At 39.6% G+C, this 18247-nt stretch carries 12 protein-coding genes; 5 read left to right on the forward strand and 7 right to left on the reverse strand.

What is annotated here, in order from left to right:
- The first annotated feature begins 212 nt into the window (after nt 1–212).
- From ACFIJJ_RS00120 to ACFIJJ_RS00130, 3 genes are all read left to right on the forward strand, one after another.
- Entirely contained in the window at nt 213–995 is a 783-nt protein-coding gene (locus ACFIJJ_RS00120) for an SURF1 family protein (protein ID WP_375645593.1), read from the forward strand.
- Nucleotides 996–1614: 619 nt separating this feature from the next.
- Nucleotides 1615–3234 (forward strand): bifunctional phosphoribosylaminoimidazolecarboxamide formyltransferase/IMP cyclohydrolase, encoded by a 1620-nt coding sequence (gene purH, locus ACFIJJ_RS00125; protein WP_375645594.1) that lies wholly within the window; start codon nt 1615–1617, stop codon nt 3232–3234.
- Nucleotides 3235–3579: 345 nt separating this feature from the next.
- Nucleotides 3580–3732: a DUF1127 domain-containing protein gene (locus ACFIJJ_RS00130; protein ID WP_273790070.1), complete on the forward strand. Its 153-nt coding sequence runs from the start codon at nt 3580–3582 to the stop codon at nt 3730–3732.
- Between the two features lie 967 nt (nt 3733–4699).
- Here ACFIJJ_RS00130 and ACFIJJ_RS00135 read toward each other — a convergent pair.
- From ACFIJJ_RS00135 to htpX, 3 genes are all read right to left on the reverse strand, one after another.
- Entirely contained in the window at nt 4700–6418 is a 1719-nt protein-coding gene (locus ACFIJJ_RS00135; protein ID WP_375645595.1) for a heparinase II/III family protein, read from the reverse strand.
- Nucleotides 6419–6482: 64 nt separating this feature from the next.
- Complete coding sequence (locus ACFIJJ_RS00140; protein WP_375645596.1) at nt 6483–7847, reverse strand: RsmB/NOP family class I SAM-dependent RNA methyltransferase; 1365 nt, start codon at nt 7845–7847, stop codon at nt 6483–6485.
- 47 nt (nt 7848–7894) lie between these two features.
- The gene (gene htpX, locus ACFIJJ_RS00145; protein WP_375622110.1) at nt 7895–8941 is read right to left on the reverse strand and encodes a zinc metalloprotease HtpX; all 1047 of its coding nucleotides are present in this window, start codon (nt 8939–8941) and stop codon (nt 7895–7897) included.
- An 83-nt stretch (nt 8942–9024) separates the two neighbouring features.
- Between htpX and ACFIJJ_RS00150 the strand changes: the two genes are divergently transcribed.
- On the forward strand, nt 9025–9240 hold the full coding sequence (locus ACFIJJ_RS00150; RefSeq protein WP_375612228.1) for a DUF1674 domain-containing protein: 216 nt from the start codon (nt 9025–9027) through the stop codon (nt 9238–9240).
- A gap of 134 nt (nt 9241–9374) precedes the next feature.
- Here the strand turns inward: ACFIJJ_RS00150 and rpsP are convergent, their stop codons facing one another.
- The 4 genes from rpsP to ACFIJJ_RS00170 form a co-directional block, all read right to left on the reverse strand.
- A complete protein-coding gene (rpsP, locus tag ACFIJJ_RS00155) occupies nt 9375–9749 on the reverse strand; it encodes a 30S ribosomal protein S16 (protein WP_375645598.1) in 375 nt (124 codons plus the stop codon).
- 16 nt (nt 9750–9765) lie between these two features.
- Complete coding sequence (locus ACFIJJ_RS00160; protein WP_375645698.1) at nt 9766–10095, reverse strand: chorismate mutase; 330 nt, start codon at nt 10093–10095, stop codon at nt 9766–9768.
- Nucleotides 10096–10119: 24 nt separating this feature from the next.
- A complete protein-coding gene (gene ffh, locus ACFIJJ_RS00165; protein WP_375622139.1) occupies nt 10120–11688 on the reverse strand; it encodes a signal recognition particle protein in 1569 nt (522 codons plus the stop codon).
- A 230-nt stretch (nt 11689–11918) separates the two neighbouring features.
- Nucleotides 11919–12575 (reverse strand): carbonic anhydrase, encoded by a 657-nt coding sequence (locus ACFIJJ_RS00170; RefSeq protein WP_375612226.1) that lies wholly within the window; start codon nt 12573–12575, stop codon nt 11919–11921.
- A gap of 276 nt (nt 12576–12851) precedes the next feature.
- On the opposite strand from ACFIJJ_RS00170, the gene ACFIJJ_RS00175 reads away from it, so the two are divergent.
- Nucleotides 12852–17561 (forward strand): NAD-glutamate dehydrogenase, encoded by a 4710-nt coding sequence (locus ACFIJJ_RS00175; protein ID WP_375645599.1) that lies wholly within the window; start codon nt 12852–12854, stop codon nt 17559–17561.
- Nucleotides 17562–18247 lie beyond the last annotated feature (686 nt).

Genomic DNA, 18247 nt, shown 5'->3' on the forward strand with positions numbered 1-18247 from the left:
GAACGGGCATCATTGGGAAGTTTCTTTCTAATAGGGGGTCGACAACAAAAGGTCAAGTCTTTTATAAAACCTTTTTCATCTCTTGTTGGCTCATTTTTCATCTTTTTCCTCAATAAGACGTGCAAATTCCGCCAAAAAGCGTACAAAATGTTTTTTTTAAATATATACCATGTTAGAATAAAAGCCTATTGTCCCGAAAGGAAGCATAAATCATGAGCAAAAAAGAGCCCCCCATGACAAAGCTTCAGGGAAATTCTTGCTGTTTTTCTTCTTTTTTGTTTGGGACTTTATGTATTTGTTTTTTTCTTCTCTTCAGTGCATTAGGTATATGGCAAGTACAACGGTTAAACTGGAAAACAAATCTTATCACCAGTGCCAATCAGCGCATTCATTTGCCCCCCATAAAAGCTCCCCTAAAAAATCAATGGTCAGATATTACTTTTGAAAAAAATGAATATCAACCTGTTGTTATCACAGGAAAATTTTTAACAGATAAAAATATTTTAGTCACTGCTGCCGCTCAAAATACTACAGGCTATTGGGTTTTGACTCCTTTACAAACTGCTGATAATACACTGATCTTTATCAACCGTGGTTTTATCCCTATGGATGAGCGTAACAATTTTCAACACTCAGAGCAATTACATAAAAATGCTTCATCTCAGCAAAATTCTACCACGGACACAGAACAAACAACGATTATAGGTTTATTACGCATGAGTGAAAAAAATGGATTTTTCCCGCGTAAAAATAATCCTGACAAAAATTTATGGTATACGCGCGATCTCCCCGCTATGGCACAAAAACTTGGTTTGTCCACTGTTGCTCCTTATTTCATTGATGCCAGAAAAACAACCCCACAAGCAAACCTTCCTGTCGTTGGTCTTACGATTATTCATTTTCGAAATAATCATCTCGTTTATGCAATCACGTGGTTTATTTTAGCTGCTGGTGTGTTAGGAGGTTTTCTTTTTCTGCTACGGCAAAAAAACTAAAAAAATACCTTTTCCATCTCAAGTAACAAAAATTTTTAGAATCTTGAAAACTGATAAAGAGAACAAAAGCTACCAACTTGCGCCTTTGTTAAATTAAAGATCGTAGGCATACAATGAGCTTTATACCATTCACAAAAGATTTACGCGACACTCTTAAAAAAATTGTCATAAACGCTTTTGAAAAACATAAAGTTAAATTTAAAAATGATAGGAAAGATAGGCACTCATTTTTGTCTTTATAATTTTATATTCTTGCTTCATTAGATTATTTCCCATTTCAGAAATTACTCCAATCGATACACGCAATACTTTCGCCTTCATCTAGTATAAAGGCTAATATAGCAGAGAACATACGGAAGCATTTTTTGTTTCACAACTGCTATAAAAATGAGATGTTGAGTTATAAGCAACAAAAAAACATTTAATGTCTCAATGAGACTTTTATACCTATCATCACACCTCAAATGAGAGGTTTTTACAGGATAATAGAAAAAGGTGAGTATTCTATATTCTAAAAAGACAGTTTATCCTTTCAGTGTATTTTGCTAAAGGCTTATGCTATAAATGTATAAGCTTGTTTTACTAGAATTTTAACTCTTTCATTTTTAAGGCTTCTATTATGGGTGTTGTTGGAAAAAATTTTCCCATACCTGATCTTCATCAGGTTCGTCGTGTTCTTCTTTCTGTGTCTGATAAAACGGGTGTAGTTGCTTTTGCACAAGCTCTTCATGCTACCTACAATGTTGAATTGATTTCAACAGGAGGAACAGCCAAAACCCTCATAGCGGCTGGTTTACCCGTAAAAGATGTTGCTGAAGTTACTGGATTTCCTGAGATAATGGATGGACGTGTAAAAACACTCCATCCTTTGATTCATGGTGCTTTGTTAGGAGTAAGAGAAGATCCTAGCCATAGGGAAGCTATGGAAAAGAACAGCATTTATGGAATTGATCTTTTGGTGGTGAATCTTTACCCTTTTGAAGAGACGATCCTATCGGGAGCTGATGGACAAACGATTCTTGAAAATATTGATATCGGTGGACCGGCGATGATTCGCGCCGCGGCAAAAAATTATGCTTATACCGGTGTTGTAACAGCGATAAAAGATTATGATTCGATTCTAGCTGAATTAAAGCAGCATAATGGATGTTTAAGCTTATCCATGCGTCATCAGCTAGCAATGCGCGCTTATGCACACACCGCTGCTTATGATACGGCAATAGCATCGTGGTTTGCACGGGATTTAAAAATTGAAATGCCATCATGGCAGAGTTTTTCCGGTCATCTTGAAAGTGTTATGCGCTATGGGGAAAATCCACATCAACAGGCAGCATTTTATCGCAATAATGAAAAACGTTTTGGTATTGCAACAGCAAAACTTTTACAAGGCAAAGCGCTTTCTTATAACAATCTGAATGATACAGATGCAGCCTTTGAGCTTGTGGCAGAATTTGATCCGCAAAAAACCGCTGCTGTCGCTCTTATTAAACATGCCAATCCTTGTGGTGTTGCGGAAGGAGAAAATTTGAAAGAAGCTTATTTGAAAGCTCTTATGTGTGATAATGTATCGGCATTTGGTGGAATTGTTGCTTTAAATCAAACCCTTGATGAAGAATGTGCAGAAGAGATTGTTAAAATTTTCACGGAAGTGATTATTGCGCCTGACGCAACAATGGCAGCACGTGAAATCATTGCGCAGAAAAAAAATCTTCGTTTGCTTATTACAGGTGGTGTCCCTGATCCACGTTGTGGAGGACTTCTTGCGAAAACACTTGCAGGAGGCATTTTAGTGCAATCGCGTGATAATGTGGTGGTTGATGATCTTAAATTGCAAGTAGTGACAAAGCGGGCACCAACTCAAGATGAAATGCGTGATCTTCAATTTGCTTTTCGTGTAGCAAAACACGTTAAATCAAATGCTATTGTTTACGCGAAAAATAGCGCAACAGTTGGAATTGGAGCTGGACAAATGAGCCGCATCGATTCAGCAAAAATTGCTGCAAGTAAAGCAGCAGAAAGTGCGCAAAGAGCAGGCTTAACAGAAACTCTCACAAAAGGATCTGTTGTTGCATCAGATGCATTTTTTCCTTTTGCAGATGGTTTATTAGCAGCAGCTGAAGCAGGGGCAACAGCAATTATTCAACCAGGAGGCTCCATGCGTGATGAAGAAGTTATCGCCGCAGCGGATGCACAGGGATTAGCGATGGTTTTTACAGGAACACGACACTTCCGACATTAATAATTTTGCTGATTCCCTCTTCGTATGAGACAAATGTTTCAAGGAATTTTTCATAATTATCGTATAACTATTGATAACTGTTGAAATGGAAGCAGTTATTCAATCCAAAGAATCTACACGTGAAAAAGTTTATCACCGCAGAAAATGCACATAATTTAGCCATTGTTTAGGGATAAGATGCTTTTATTAACATTTTAATGGTTGCCCTTTCACATGAGGAAAATGTTAAAGGGATATTACTTTTTATGTAATTGCATACCTGTTATGATATTATAACACAACTCTTTTTAGTAATATGCTCTATTCTTAAACTAGAGAGTGTAATGAAAAGTTTGAGTAGAGGATATGAATATTCTACGTTTTTATAGTAATTGGCGCCGTTATCGTCGAACCGTTAATGCGTTAAGTCGTCTTTCAACATATGAACTCAGCGATCTTGGCATTTGTCGAGGTGATATTGATTCGATTGCACGACGTTATTCGCGTAAATCTTTATGAAAATTGTTTGAGATATTTGAGAGAATGCTTTGCTATAAAAAAGCGCGCATTTTGTGGTTTGTTATTATGACTTTATTTTTAGTATAATAACAAAGAGCAGAAGAGTTATTTTTCTCGGCCATTGTTATGTATTGTTTCTCGAATTTTCAGTGCTTCTATGATGTACAACTTTTGATTTGTAATAATAATTTAGCGTTATTCATATTAAATTAGAACCCTGAATACCGTAAAATCCCCCTCGTTTCAAATCTCCCCCTCGTTTCAAATCTATGTATGTTGAATTAACCAAAACCATTCGCCTGCACGTTACAAGCGGGGAGAGCCGTATGGATAAAAAACTATTAAGAAAAAGCTAAAAATACCGCTTATGAACCCTCTCTAGTGCCAAAAGCTGTTACAAACATTGGGCACTGATCAATAGTGTGATAGTGCCGAACTGCTCTTTCATAAGCATAAAGATGGGGGGTGCTTAATGGATTTACCGTTATACCCATCACGGGCATCGTCGCAAAATAGGCTTGGAAGCGTTAAGGGATTTTTCTTTAAAATAAGTCCGTGAATATACAATACAATAGCGCTCTGTTTTTCGTGAGGAGTGTAACCCTATGTAATGCAACTCTCTCAGAGAGAAATGTTGATCCCAACATCACAACTTAAGAACTTATCGAAGATAAGCAACGGCTTAATTTTCTCTCCATATCTTTAAAGGATCAAAATCCTTAACTGGTACCCATCTGTCAACAATGATCTTTCAAAAACCTTTTTTCTGAAGCCAATCCCTTTTAGCATCACCTCATGAGATCCTATGAGCAAACCTTGCCTAAAAACATTCAACCCATACTCCAACAAAATGCTTCATGTATAAAATTGATATAATCTTCAAATTTTGAGAATATGACCACAATAAACGATAATGTTTTGCAACACGCAAGATAAAACACAATATACTATGGGTTGGAACAATGTTCTAATTTTTATCAAACGCTTTACGGATAAAACGCCAACGAACTTTTTCCTGAAATGCAGGACGAAAATATAAAACAATCTGTTGTGTCCGTTGTGGACCTGTTAATTCTGCAAAATCAATTGAATCTTCAAGACAAATATCTGCGTCAGGCGATATAAAATACCATACTTGTTCGCTCTTCTCGTTCTTTACGGCTAAACACACACGTTTGCCATCATAGTTAACTTCAACTTGTGGATGAAGATGAAAGCGAACAGCAACATGATCTTGTTCATTTTGCACACTCTTGTGTCTCTTTCCCCCTTTATTGGGCATAAAAAAGCGATCAAAACCTTCGATCGTATCTCCATTTGTCGCCAAAATAAGACCACGCTCATGAATAAGATTAAAGGGTCGCACATAACCATTATGACTCGCAATAAAACCCGTTTTTTCTGAATCCTCTATACGGCGCACTTGAACATCTGTTGGTCCATCAAACAAAAATGGCGCGCCATTTTTCTTTTTATGATAAAAAGCACCCACTGAACAATCATTAAGCGTAGCTGTTGAATGTGCTGCAGTAACACGCCCTAAATGTCGATAATCCTCCCGCCCATCAGGATTAACACCGGTATTGATAATAAAACGGTGCCCTTGAGAGGACATTTCAAAAGACAAACACCCCGAACAAGCCTGCTGTGCTACAGAGCGGGGTGGAAACTTTCCTGTATCTGCAAGCACTGTTGTTTGATTGGCTTTTAAGCGCTGAAATCCTGAATAACGGGCATAACTAAAAGGATGCCCTCCTGTTTCATCAAGCTCCAAAAGCGATGATAACCGTTCCGACACAAGGGGACCAACCCCATTAAAATGAGCCAACGTTTGATCCTCATGGATAAAGAATCGTAAAGCTGGCAACATACGCTCAACAGAATCAATCAAAATACGGGGTGCTGTTTCATTGCTACGCATAAAAAGATGCCGTAACGACAATAAATCCGATAACAAATTCAGCAAAATAACAGGACTACGGGAAATATGCCCACCATCAACTAGGATTTGACGGGAAAGCTCCTCTATAAGTGTGGTTTGTACCTTTTTTTTCACTGCCGCAGAAACAGGCAAAGCAAGAGATGCGAATGTCAAAGCTACTGCTGCTTGTAAACGCTGATCATTGTGCTCCATACTACAAATTGTTACGCGCAAATAACGAAATTGCAAACCAAGTGCACGCAAAAAGCGTTTTTCAAACCGCTCACTTGCCCCTTCTAACAACATTTTCGAATGACAAATCCATGAAATCAAGCGCCGCGCCACAACAGGACCACTCCAAGCAAGTCCTTTTACCTTCTTGCCAGCATGGTCAAACCAATCTTCTAAAAGAGAGCGTGCATGTGCAGAAGCTAAATCACTTCCTGCTGCCTCCATATGGCGCAACCAATGAAAATCATGTAGAGCCGCTTCCCATTCAAGCGTTGGCGGGACCAATGAAAACGGCGAAACAGCACCAGAATGAACAATGTGACCAGCAAAAGCAAAACGACCATGATAAAATTCATGCGCCATCATCGGATCAGCTACATGCAAATCCATGGGATGCGCTAAAATTTTATGAGGACGAAACCCTGAAAACCGCCAACGAAACAATGGTCCAACCCATAAACGCCGCATAACATTCTGTATCGTATCGATACAGGCTGCCACTTTTACCTGAGGAGCTTTTACCGCAACCGCCAAAATTTCATCTCCATTTATGCTGAATCAAATACAATTTCGACCATTTTTGTAAATGAAGCGTTAATTAAGCAATTTTTCGTAAGCGCGCAGCAAAAAAACCATCCATTCCTAAAAATACGGTTTTCTCAGCATCAAAATTTTTATGACAAAAATCCGCAGGCGTTGTCCGTAACATCCCCCCACAAAGCAAATGTTCCAGTGCTCCCATTTCCTCTGGATAAATAGGATCTAAAACAATGTCATTGCGTGTCGACAAAATTTTCTCAATAAGATCTTCACCTTCTTCTCTTGCCAATGAACAATTGGAAAAAACAATCCGTCCCCCCTCCTTTACCAAAGAAATTGCTGCGACAAGCAAATCATATTGCAACGCTGCTAACTTGACGATATCATCTCTCGATTTCGTCCATAAAATATCTGGATGACGACGGATTGTTCCTGTAGAAGAACAAGGAGCATCAAGAAGAACCGCATCAAAAAGCTGTGTGGGATAGAAATTTCTCACATCGCCCTGCCAAATGTGAACTGAAAAATGAAGCCGTTCCATATTTTCTTTTAAACGCTTTATGCGGTTAGCAGAAAGCTCAATTGCAGTCACCTCAGCCCCTTGCAAAGCCAATTGTGCTGTTTTTCCTCCAGGGCTCGCACAAAGATCAGCAACGCGTTTACCCTCAATACTCCCAAGTAAACAAGCAGGCAAAGCTGCTGAAAAATCTTGGACCCACCAAGACCCTTCACGATAGCCTGGTAAATCAGAAACAGAACACTCCAGACGCTTCAATCGAACAGAACCATTGGGCAATACCACACCACCAAGCCTTTCAGCCCATCCACCACTATCAGATTTCACTGTCAAATCGAGAGGAGGTTCCACACTTTGAATTGCGATAATCTGATGTGCCTTTTCTGTTCCGTAAGCTGACACTAAAAGCTGTCCAAACCACACTGGAACACCTTCAATGGTAGGAACTTGTTGGCGTAAAGGCTCTGCCTCACGTGCAACATTGCGCAAAAGAGCATTCACCACCCCTGAAAAACGGCGCATACGAGGATCAAGTTTCGCCACACGCACAGCTAAATCAATAGCCGCATGATCGGGAATATCAAGATAAAGAATTTGTGCGACACTGATATGCAAAAGATGCTGAAGTGAAAGTGCTTGTGAAGGCAAAGGACGCGCTAAAAAGCGTGAGAGAGCCACTATAATCTGCCCTCGATGACGCAATGAAGCTGTCAAAATAGCCCGACACAACAAACGATCTCGTTGTGAAAGTTTTAAATAGTGTGGATGTCCGTGTTCATTATCTGTCAAACCAGAAAGAGGCGTGTACTTATCAATTACCGCCCCTAAAAGACGCACACACACCTGTCGAACAGCTAATCCTGGAACATTTTTTTCAGACACATGCCCCGCTTTTTTGTGTTTCAAAACACCACCTTTATATCACAGTTTTCTCAAAATCTCCCTCAATAACTCTATGAACGAGATCTTTTTGAATTTTCATAACGAAGCCAAGAAGGACGTTTTGTAACACGCTGAAAAGAACTGTTTTCTTGTTCACCTAATACATGAGCCTGACCACTATGAAAATCTCCATAATTCATCCCGCTGCTTTTTTCATGTATAGCGTCTTCTTTATTCCATCCCACACTTTTGGTAAGAGCCCCTTTCATCTCTTCTGCTTGCCGATAAAGAGCAGCAATACGATTTGCAGTTGCTGGATGTGTCGAAAAGAGACTATCCGCTCCCTCACCGCTCAAAGGATTAATAATAAACAGATGCGCGGTTGCTGGATTATGCTCTGCTTCTTCATTGTATACCCCATGCGCCCCATCAGCAATTTTACGCAATGCCGAAGCCAACCATAAAGGATTACCACATATTTCAGCCCCTCTCCGATCCGCAGCATATTCACGTGTACGGCTAATCGCCATTTGCACCAGCATCGCAGCAAAAGGTGCCACGAGCAAAGCAATAAATCCTCCAATTGCCCCTGCCCCATGAGAATCTTCTGAAGAGTTGCGCTGTCCTCCCATAAAAAAAGCAAAATTACCAAGCATTGAAATTGCCCCTGCAATCGTTGCGGTTAGAGTCATTGTTAACGTATCACGATGCTCAATATGTGCGAGCTCATGCGCCATAACGCCGGCAATTTCCTCTGAACTCAACCGCTCTAACAACCCCGTACTTGCAGCAACAGCTGCATTTTGCGGATTACGTCCCGTTGCAAAAGCATTTGGTTGTGCATTTTCAATAACATAAACCTTTGGTTGAGGAAGAGAAGCTCTTTGTGCTAAATCGCTTACAATCTTATAATAAACTGGTGCTGAATGCTGATCAACTTCACGTGCCCCGTACATGCGTAAAACGATTTTATCTGAATTCCAATAAGAAAAAAAGTTTAAACCACTTGCCATCAAAAGAGCAATGACCATGCCACCACCCCCTCCAACAAGATAACCAACTCCCATAAAGAGAGCAGTTAAAAAAGCCAAAAGCATAGCTGTACGCATTATATTCATTACTCAAAAAACTCCATGATAAAAGTCAATCAATACTATATGATGGTGTTTTCTTTCTGCTTCTTCAATGGAATAGGTGTAAAATGAATAAAAAAGATGAGAAAACAAGCAAAAAAAATGCAACTGACGTTAAACAGCAATCTCTTTCTCCCGCAGCACAACGCGCTCTCCAAGAAGCTGAAGAAAGACGAAAACACGCAGCAAAAAAAGAACAACCTTTAGAAAATGGTGGACGCGGCGGCAAAGACCCTTCCCGCTATGGAGATTGGGAAATTAAAGGCCGTGCCATTGATTTTTAAAACCATTGATTTAAAAAAACCAAGCGATTTAAACAAGCAGCTTTTTAAAGAAGATCCGTTTTTGATAGACAAAAACGGATAATATTTATTTTTCTAAAGCTTTTAAAAACACGTTGATTAAACAACCATGCTTCTTATGCTGTAGCAGATTCTGCTTCAGCCGCTGCCGCTGCTTCTTCTGCCGCTTGCTTTGCTGCTGCTATACGTTCTTGTGCTTTTTTACCCGGTTCACCTTTATGTGGATTATTACGAGTTGGACGCTTTTTCAAGCCAGCTGCATCTAAAAACCGTAAAACGCGATCTGTTGGTTGAGCCCCTTGCCCAAGCCAATATTGGATACGTTCTTCATTAAGTTTCACCCTCTGTCCATCTTTAGGCAACATTGGATCCCATGCACCAACACGTTCAAGAAACCGCCCATCGCGCGGACTACGAACATCTGCAACGACGATATGATAGTAAGGACGTTTTTTTGAACCTCCACGGGACAAACGAATTTTCAATGCCATATTTTATCTCCTATTGTCAGCTCTGGCTTTCGTTTAAATTGACTTTTTTTGTTTTTTGCTCTTCAGCAATAACTTCATGATGACGCACAACTTCTTTAATAATAAATTTTAAAAATCTTTCAGCAAAATCAGGATCAAGATGACTATCTATAGCCAATTGCCGCAAACGCGCTACCTGATATTGCTCACGCAGAGGATCTACTTTAGGCAAATCATAACGCGCTTTTAAGCGCCCAACAGCTTTCGTACAACGAAACCGCTCTGCTAAGATATGAATCAAGGTTGCATCAAAATTATCAATGGATGCTCGTAAATGTGCCAATTCATTTAATACTGTTTCCTGCATCATATTCCTTTCCCTCTTTACATCTTATTTTTTCTTAGGATGCTGAGGAAATTTTCCCCTATCGGCAATGCCATTGGAAAGACCAGGAAATGTAGGTCCACGCTTGGGAAGTCCGGGCAAGAGATTCCCTCCATTACCATTTTCAATTTGCTTTTGAAGCGTTGAGAATTGCTTTGGATCCAATCCCGACAAATCCGGCATAGCTGGAGAATCCCCCCCCAAGTTTCCCATACCACCAAAACCCATTTTGGAACCAAGACCTCCCAACATTTTTCCCATAAAACCACTTTTTCCTTTACCACCCATGGCTTTCATCATATCAGCCATTTGGCGATACATCTTCAAAAGTTTATTAATATCAGCTGCTGTCGTACCAGACCCCTTAGCAATTCGTTGTTTGCGGCTATGTTTTAAAAGCTCTGGATTCGCCCGCTCTTTCGGTGTCATAGATGAAATAATGGCCAATTGACGATCAAACAAACGATCATCAAACCCCGCAGCCGCAATCTGCTCTTTGACCTTCCCCATTCCTGGCAACATGCCCATAATACCGCCCATTCCACCCAGTTTTTTCATTTTCTGCAACTGTTCTGCAAGATCATTCAGATCAAATTTTCCGGCTTGCATTTTTTTTGCAAAAGCAGCAGCTTTCTCATGATCCATTGTTTCAGCAGCTTTTTCAACCAAAGAAACAATATCCCCCATTCCGAGAATACGATCAGCAATACGACTGGGATGAAATTCTTCTAAAGCATCTATTTTTTCACCAGTTCCAATTGCTTTAATTGGTTTACCTGTAACAGCTCGCATAGAAAGAGCAGCGCCACCACGCCCATCACTATCCATACGTGTTAAAATAATCCCTGTAATCCCGACACGCTCATCAAAAGAACGAGCAAGATGAACGGCATCTTGCCCCGTCAAACTATCAGCCACCAACATAATCTCATGAGGAAGGGAACATGCTTTAATTTCAGCCAATTCGAGCATTAAAGCTTCATCAATATGATTACGTCCTGCTGTGTCAAGAAGAAGCACGTCATAACCACCCAATTTAGCAGCCTGCACGGCACGTGATGCAATATCAACGGGCAGCTGACCCGCAATAATAGGCAAGCTTGCAAGTTTCGCCTGTTCTCCCAATTGGCGCAATTGCTCCTGTGCAGCGGGACGGCGTGTATCTAATGACGCCATGAGAACTTTTTTATTGTGCTTATCAGTAAAACGTTTTGCAAGCTTTGCTGTTGTAGTTGTTTTTCCGGAACCTTGCAAACCAGTCATCATGATAACAACTGGAGCTGGTGCATTTAAATCACTCAGAACGCTTTCATTTCCAAGAATATGAACCAATTCATCATGAACAATTTTAACCACCATTTGGCCTGGTTTAATTGATTTAACGATTTCGGCCCCAACAGCTTTTTGACGAACTCTATCGGTAAAAGAGCGCACAACATCAAGAGCAACATCAGCTTCCAATAAAGCGCGACGAATTTCACGCAGCGCCTCTACAACATCCTGATCCGATAAAGCGCCACGTCCCGTCAAATGAGACAGGATAGAACCAAGTCGCTCTTGCAAGGATTCAAACATCATTTACCTCATTGTTGCATAACAAACAAACCAAAATAGCATCCGAGAACGCATCGCGCCGTCGGATGTTGACCTCTGAGATCTCTTTATACCCTTAAACTGGGGTCTCAGTCGGTGGCTCCAAGTTAATTTTGTCACTGAAAGCTTGCTCCTTCAAACAATAAAACCCCAGCTTTGTCAAGTTTTATCATAAAATATCTTTTTATACGAAGAAATAAAAACAACAAATACTATACTTCAAAACTTTCAACTTCAACACGCATAAAACAACCTGTTTCCTGTTCCATGCTCCATAATTTTCCGCTAGAGATATCAAACCAAACCCCATGCAATGTCAAAAAACCTTGATCTTTGCGAAGCTTTATCCACGGAAACGTCTCTAAATTTCTCAACGAATGGCGAATAGAAAGCTGCTCTAATGCCGTCTGTTTTTCTGGCCAAGACAGCGACTTATTATTCAAAACGATTTCTGCTGCTGGTGCTAAGAGACTGATCCATTGACCGATAAAATCATTTGATAATAAAGATTTATATGTCTCATTAAGAGCAGTACGAATGCCTCCACAATGGGCATGACCAAAAACGACAATATGTCTCACCTCAAGCAATTGCACAGCATATTCAAGAGCTGCTGATGTTGCGTGATATTGGTCATCAGGAGAAAAAGGAGGAACCACATTCGCCACGTTGCGCAGGGTGAAAATTTCCCCTGGCTTAGCATCAAAAATCATTTCTGGTACTGCACGCGAATCACAACAAGCAATGACCAAAACTTCAGGTTTCTGCCCCTCAATCGCCAATTGCTGATAATCTGCTATTTTATATAAAAAATGATTGTTTATAAAGTTTTGGTAACCACTTAAAAGTCTTTCTGGTAAATGCGCCATTCTCTTTTTACTTTTACTTCTTTTTTTACTTTCATTTTGTATATTTAAAAAAACAAACTATTAACATACAAAAATACTAAAAATACCCTTTCCTTGACGCAAAATATTTCTTTAACGTACAAACTATTACTAAAAAATAGCAAAAACAAACTCATTCTTTCCAAATAAAGAGCTATTTTCTTCAGAAAGAAGGTGTTACAGTATATAAAAAATATATATGGTCTGCTTTTAAAAAGAGAAGAAAAGACCCCTTAAGAGCAAAAAGGGAGAGTGAATGTGTTGCAACAAAAAAAAACAGAAACAAAAAACACCCAAGATAAAATAGAACAAATCCTTTTTGCCCAAACCGATAAAGAAGATATTACTTATTACGAAAATGAAGAACTTCAAAAAGCCACAGCCATCGCAGTAAAAGCTTTTAATCTCCATCAAACGGGAAAAAACACCATCTGCTTTGAGCAAAATTTAACCCGTAGTAACAGACCTATAACCGTTATCACGCTTGTCAATGATAACAAACCCTTCCTTCTCGATTCTATTTTAAATGTTTTTAATCAACACAAAAACCATATCTATTTGATTGCACACCCCATTATTGATTGTGCTTCTGGAAAACGCATCAGTCTGATGCAAATTCACATCGAGTCATTAAACAAACAGCAAATACAAAAACTTGAAAATGAACTCACCTTAGTTCTTGAACAGGTTAATGCTGCTGTACAAGACTGGAAACCTATGCTTGAAGAAGTTGAAAAGCAGATTCATGCCTACCAAATAAGTCTTCCCCCGCACTACAAACAAGAAGGCGAAAAAGCTATTGAATTTCTTCACTGGCTAATGGACGATAATTTCATTTTCCTTGGTATGCGCACTTACAACTTCATCAAAGACCAAAAACCCCTAAAATCCTTTACAGCGAGTAATATTGAACTTGGTATACTCACGGATGCTTCTATTCATATTGTTGACGATAAAAGTATGAAAGAACCTCCTCAAGAAGTTTTATCCTTCATGGAAAGCGATAATCTGTTTATCGTGACAAAAGCGAACAGCCGTTCCAAAATTCACCGTTCTGTTTGGCTCGATTATATTGGTCTTAAAATTTTTGATAAAGAAAAACAACTCTGTGGAGAATTACGCATTGTAGGGCTTTTTACCTCCTCAGCTTATACACGTTCTATTTTGCAAATTCCTTTCTTAAAAGAAAAAGCCCGAACTATTATTCAACGTCTTGGACACAATCACGCCGATTATTCAGGAAAAGCACTCATCAGTGCTTTAGAAACCTATCCAAGAGATGAAATGTTTCGCTCTGATGTTGATACATTGACAGAAAATACTAAGCTTATTCTACAATTAGATGAGCGCCCACGTTTACGGGTTCTTGCCCACACTGATTCTTTTGGGCGCTTTGTTTCTATCCTTGTCTACGTACCGCGTGACCAATATAGCAGCAGCCTGCGTGAAAAAGTTGGCGAACATTTTGTTGAGCTTTATAAAGGCAACTTTTTTGAATCTTATCCGCTCTTTTTGGAAAGCACCCTTATACGTGTCTATTATATCATCCATCGCAAAGGAAACGAAACTGTTCCCCTTTACGAGCGCTCTACACTTGAAAAACATGTACGTTCGATAGCACGAAGTTGGGAAGACAGGGTTCAAGCCATCGCTCTTACCCAGAAAATAACAGAGCAACAAACACGTCTAGCCAGTGAATTCCCCAACAGCTATCGTGATTTATTTTCAGCTGAAGACGCTATTAACGATGCCGGACATATTCTAAGTCTTCATGATGAAAAGCCCCTTTTCGTGATCTTTTATCACGCACAAAACAAAGAAAAACAGTACATTTCTCTTCGGCTTTTTCACCGCCATGAAGCTCTTGCCCTTTCCAAACGTGTACCACTCCTTGAAAATATGGGGTTTCGCGTTATTGCTGAACAAACCCTTGAATTACCAGATGGCAATGGGCGCTCTGTGTATCTTCATGATATGCAGCTAGAAAGTACTTTCCAGCGCTGTATCGATTTTGAAAAAGACGGGCAAAAACACGCCGAAACCTTTGAAGCCATTTGGGCACAAAATGCTGATAATGACGGCTTTAATGCTCTCACACAAACAGCTGAGCTTGATTGGCATGAAATTATTATTTTGCGCCATTATGGGCGCTATCTCCAACAAACTGGAATTCCTTATTCGCAAGATCGCGTTGCCCAAACTTTAAATGCTTATCCTGACATTACCCAAGATCTTTATGCTTTATTTCATTTAAAGTTTCATCAAAGCCATACAGAAAAAGAACGGGAAAAAAACCAACAAGTCATTCAAAAGCGCATTGAAGAAAAATTACGGAAAGTCTCTGGTTTAGATGATGATCTGATTTTACGCCGTTATTGTAACCTTATCGAGGCAAGTTTACGAACGAATGCCTTTACGCCTCTTCCTGATGGAAATCCACGGCGTATTTTAGCCACCAAATTAAATCCGCGCCAGATTGAAGGTTTGCCTGAACCGCGCCCTTACCGAGAAATTTTTGTTTATGGACCAGAAGTTGAAGGGGTCCATTTGCGTTTTGGACCTATCGCTCGTGGCGGCATTCGTTGGTCTGACCGTGCATTAGATTATCGCACCGAAGTGCTTAGCTTAGTGAAAGCCCAACAAGTTAAAAATGCGGTTATCGTTCCTGCAGGTGCAAAAGGTGGATTCTATCCCCATCGGCTTCCCCAAACAAATGACCGTGCTGTCATCATAGAAGCAGCACGACAAGCTTATACAGACTTTATCACAGCTTTGCTCTCCATTACAGACAATCTGATTAACGGCAAAATAAGTTCTCCCCACAATGTCATCTGTCATGATGACCCTGACCCCTATTTTGTTGTTGCGGCAGACAAAGGAACAGCAACTTTTTCTGATACAGCCAACGCCATCAGCCAAGCAAACCACTTTTGGCTCGATGATGCTTTTGCCTCTGGAGGCTCAGCAGGTTACGACCACAAAGACATTGGTATTACAGCTAAAGGTGCATGGGAAGCCGTCAAAAGACATTTTAGAGAGTCATTTAATCACGATATTCAAACAACGCCCTTCACCTGTGTCGGTGTTGGCGATATGTCTGGTGATGTCTTTGGCAATGGAATGCTGCTTTCCAAACAAACAAAATTGATTGCCGCTTTTGATCACCGCGATATCTTTATTGATCCAGATCCGAACATAGACGAAAGCTATGCAGAGCGTACGCGTCTCTTCAAACTGCCTCGCTCAAGCTGGCAGGATTACGACCAAAGCAAATTATCAAAGGGCGGTGGTATCTTCTCACGAAAAGAAAAAACCATTACTCTCTCACCTGAAGCAGCACAAGCCATTGGTTTCGAAAAACAAACAGGAACACCCTTTGAAATTATCTCTGCTCTTCTCAAAGCCCCTGTTGATCTTTTATGGTTCGGTGGCATTGGTACTTATATCCGCGCAACAACCGAAAACGATGCCCAAGTAGGTGATCGTGCAAATGATGCAATACGCATTACCGGAGAACAAGTGCGTGCAAAAATTATTGGTGAAGGAGCTAATCTTGGTGTTACACAACGTGGACGGATTGAATATGTCTTAAATGGTGGTCGATGCAATACGGATGCCATTGACAATTCTGCTGGTGTGAATTGTTCTGATATTGAGGTCAATCTCAAAATTGTTCTTGCATCAGCACTACGTGCCAAAACACTAACCCGCGAAGAACGCAATAAGCTCTTGAAAAAAATGACACCTCAAGTCGAGCAACTCGTCTTGCGTAATAATTATCTACAACCTCTTGCGCTTTCTTTGGCGGAAAACCAGAGCACTACTGATTTGCCCTATCAAATACGCTTTATGCACGACTTGGAACAAAAAAAGCTTCTAGATCGCAGAGTTGAAATGCTTCCTGATGAACAAGTTTTACAGCAAAGAACAACCCAAGGCAAAGGTCTTCTCCGCCCAGAACTCGCCGTTATTTTTGCCTATGCTAAATTGACCTTAAAAGAAGAAATTGCTAATAGCCCCATTGTTGATGATCACTATTTCAATACAGCCCTGCTGAACTATTTTCCAACCCAAATTCAAGAAAATTTTAAGAAGGAAGTTATTAACCATCAATTGCGTCGTAATATTATCGCAACGCTGATTGCCAACGATATTGTAAATCGTGGAGGCCCCACTTTTGTTAATCGATTACACGATGCAACAGAACAAAAAGCTGAAAATATTATTCGCGTTTTCATTGCCATCCGCGATGGTTTTGAAATTCCTCAATTGTCTGAGCAAATTGATAAGCTTGATAATAAAATACCCGGTCTTGTCCAAAATAAATTCTACGCAACAATGACCCCAATGCTCTTTGAAACAACCAATTGGGGTTTGCACAACATAGATCTCTCACGTCCATTAGAAGAAGTTGTAAAAACAATAAAACAAGCCCGTAGCGTTATTGAAAAAGAGCTTATGCATTCTCACGGCAACGATATTAAGCAAAAGATTGAAGAAAAAGCATTACACTACAGCGAAGAGGGAGCACCAAAAGCATTAGCGAAACAATTAGCCCTTTTGGAAGCTGCTTCAACAATCTGTGATATTTCTTTAATTGCAAAAAAAAGCAACAGTGATCTTATTAAAACTGCAGAGATCTACTTTTCACTTGCGCAAATCATTCGTATAAACCGCATTAACGAAGCAAGTCGTATAATCCCTGTAGTAGATTATTATGATAGTATGGCTTTAAGCCAAGCCAAAGAAAATGTTTCTGAAAGTTTTCGGCAAATCGTTATGAAAATCCTCAAAAATTATGGAAAGAAAAAAGATCCTTTTGACACTTGGAAAAAAACAGAAGAAGATCATATTCACAACATTACAAACCGCATTAGCGCCCTTATTGAAAATGATCTCAATATTTCTCGTTTTACTTTTGCAGCAGGATTGATTTCTCAACTTCAAAATATTGGCTTTCAAACCTAAAGCAAATACAAAACGCCCCATTCAATCTCCCGTTCTATCCCACCACCACAACAAACCAACAAAAATAGAGAGCGGGAGTTTGCATTTTAAACATAACACCAAAAATAAAAATCTCGCTATTTATCACAATAGAATTGTTTGCAACAATGTCAAAAAAACAGCAGGATTGATTTCTCACCCTAAAAACATAAACTTTCAGACTTAAAAGCAGTACAAAACAGCTAAACTTTTGCCCCGTTCCATCCATCCATGACGAAGCAGCAAGGAAAGAACGGAAGCGCTATCCCGCATTTTTAGACAGAGCACTAAAAATAAACTCAAATTTTACTGTCAAATATCCTTCATCATAAAAATATAATATATTGATTTACAATTATAATTTTATCATTTTTATGATGACTGATAATTCGATATTCTAAATTTGTCTCATTTAAAATTTGTTTATATTCAATCAATTAACCCCATTTCCCCTTGCATATTGCAAATGCGAAAGCCGAATAAATAAAAACAGTAAAGAAAGGACTAAAAATGCCCCTCATAAACCGCCTCAAGTGCTAAAAACTACAGTAAGATTGGGAGTTAGCAAATATAATATGATGGTTATTCCCCCTAGCTTGTTAGTCCATAACCGAAAAGATGGTGGTGCTTAATGGCTTTATCGTTATACCATTCATAGGCGACATCGT

Source organism: Bartonella sp. TT29SHDZB (assembly GCF_042193395.1).
Lineage (GTDB): Bacteria > Pseudomonadota > Alphaproteobacteria > Rhizobiales > Rhizobiaceae > Bartonella.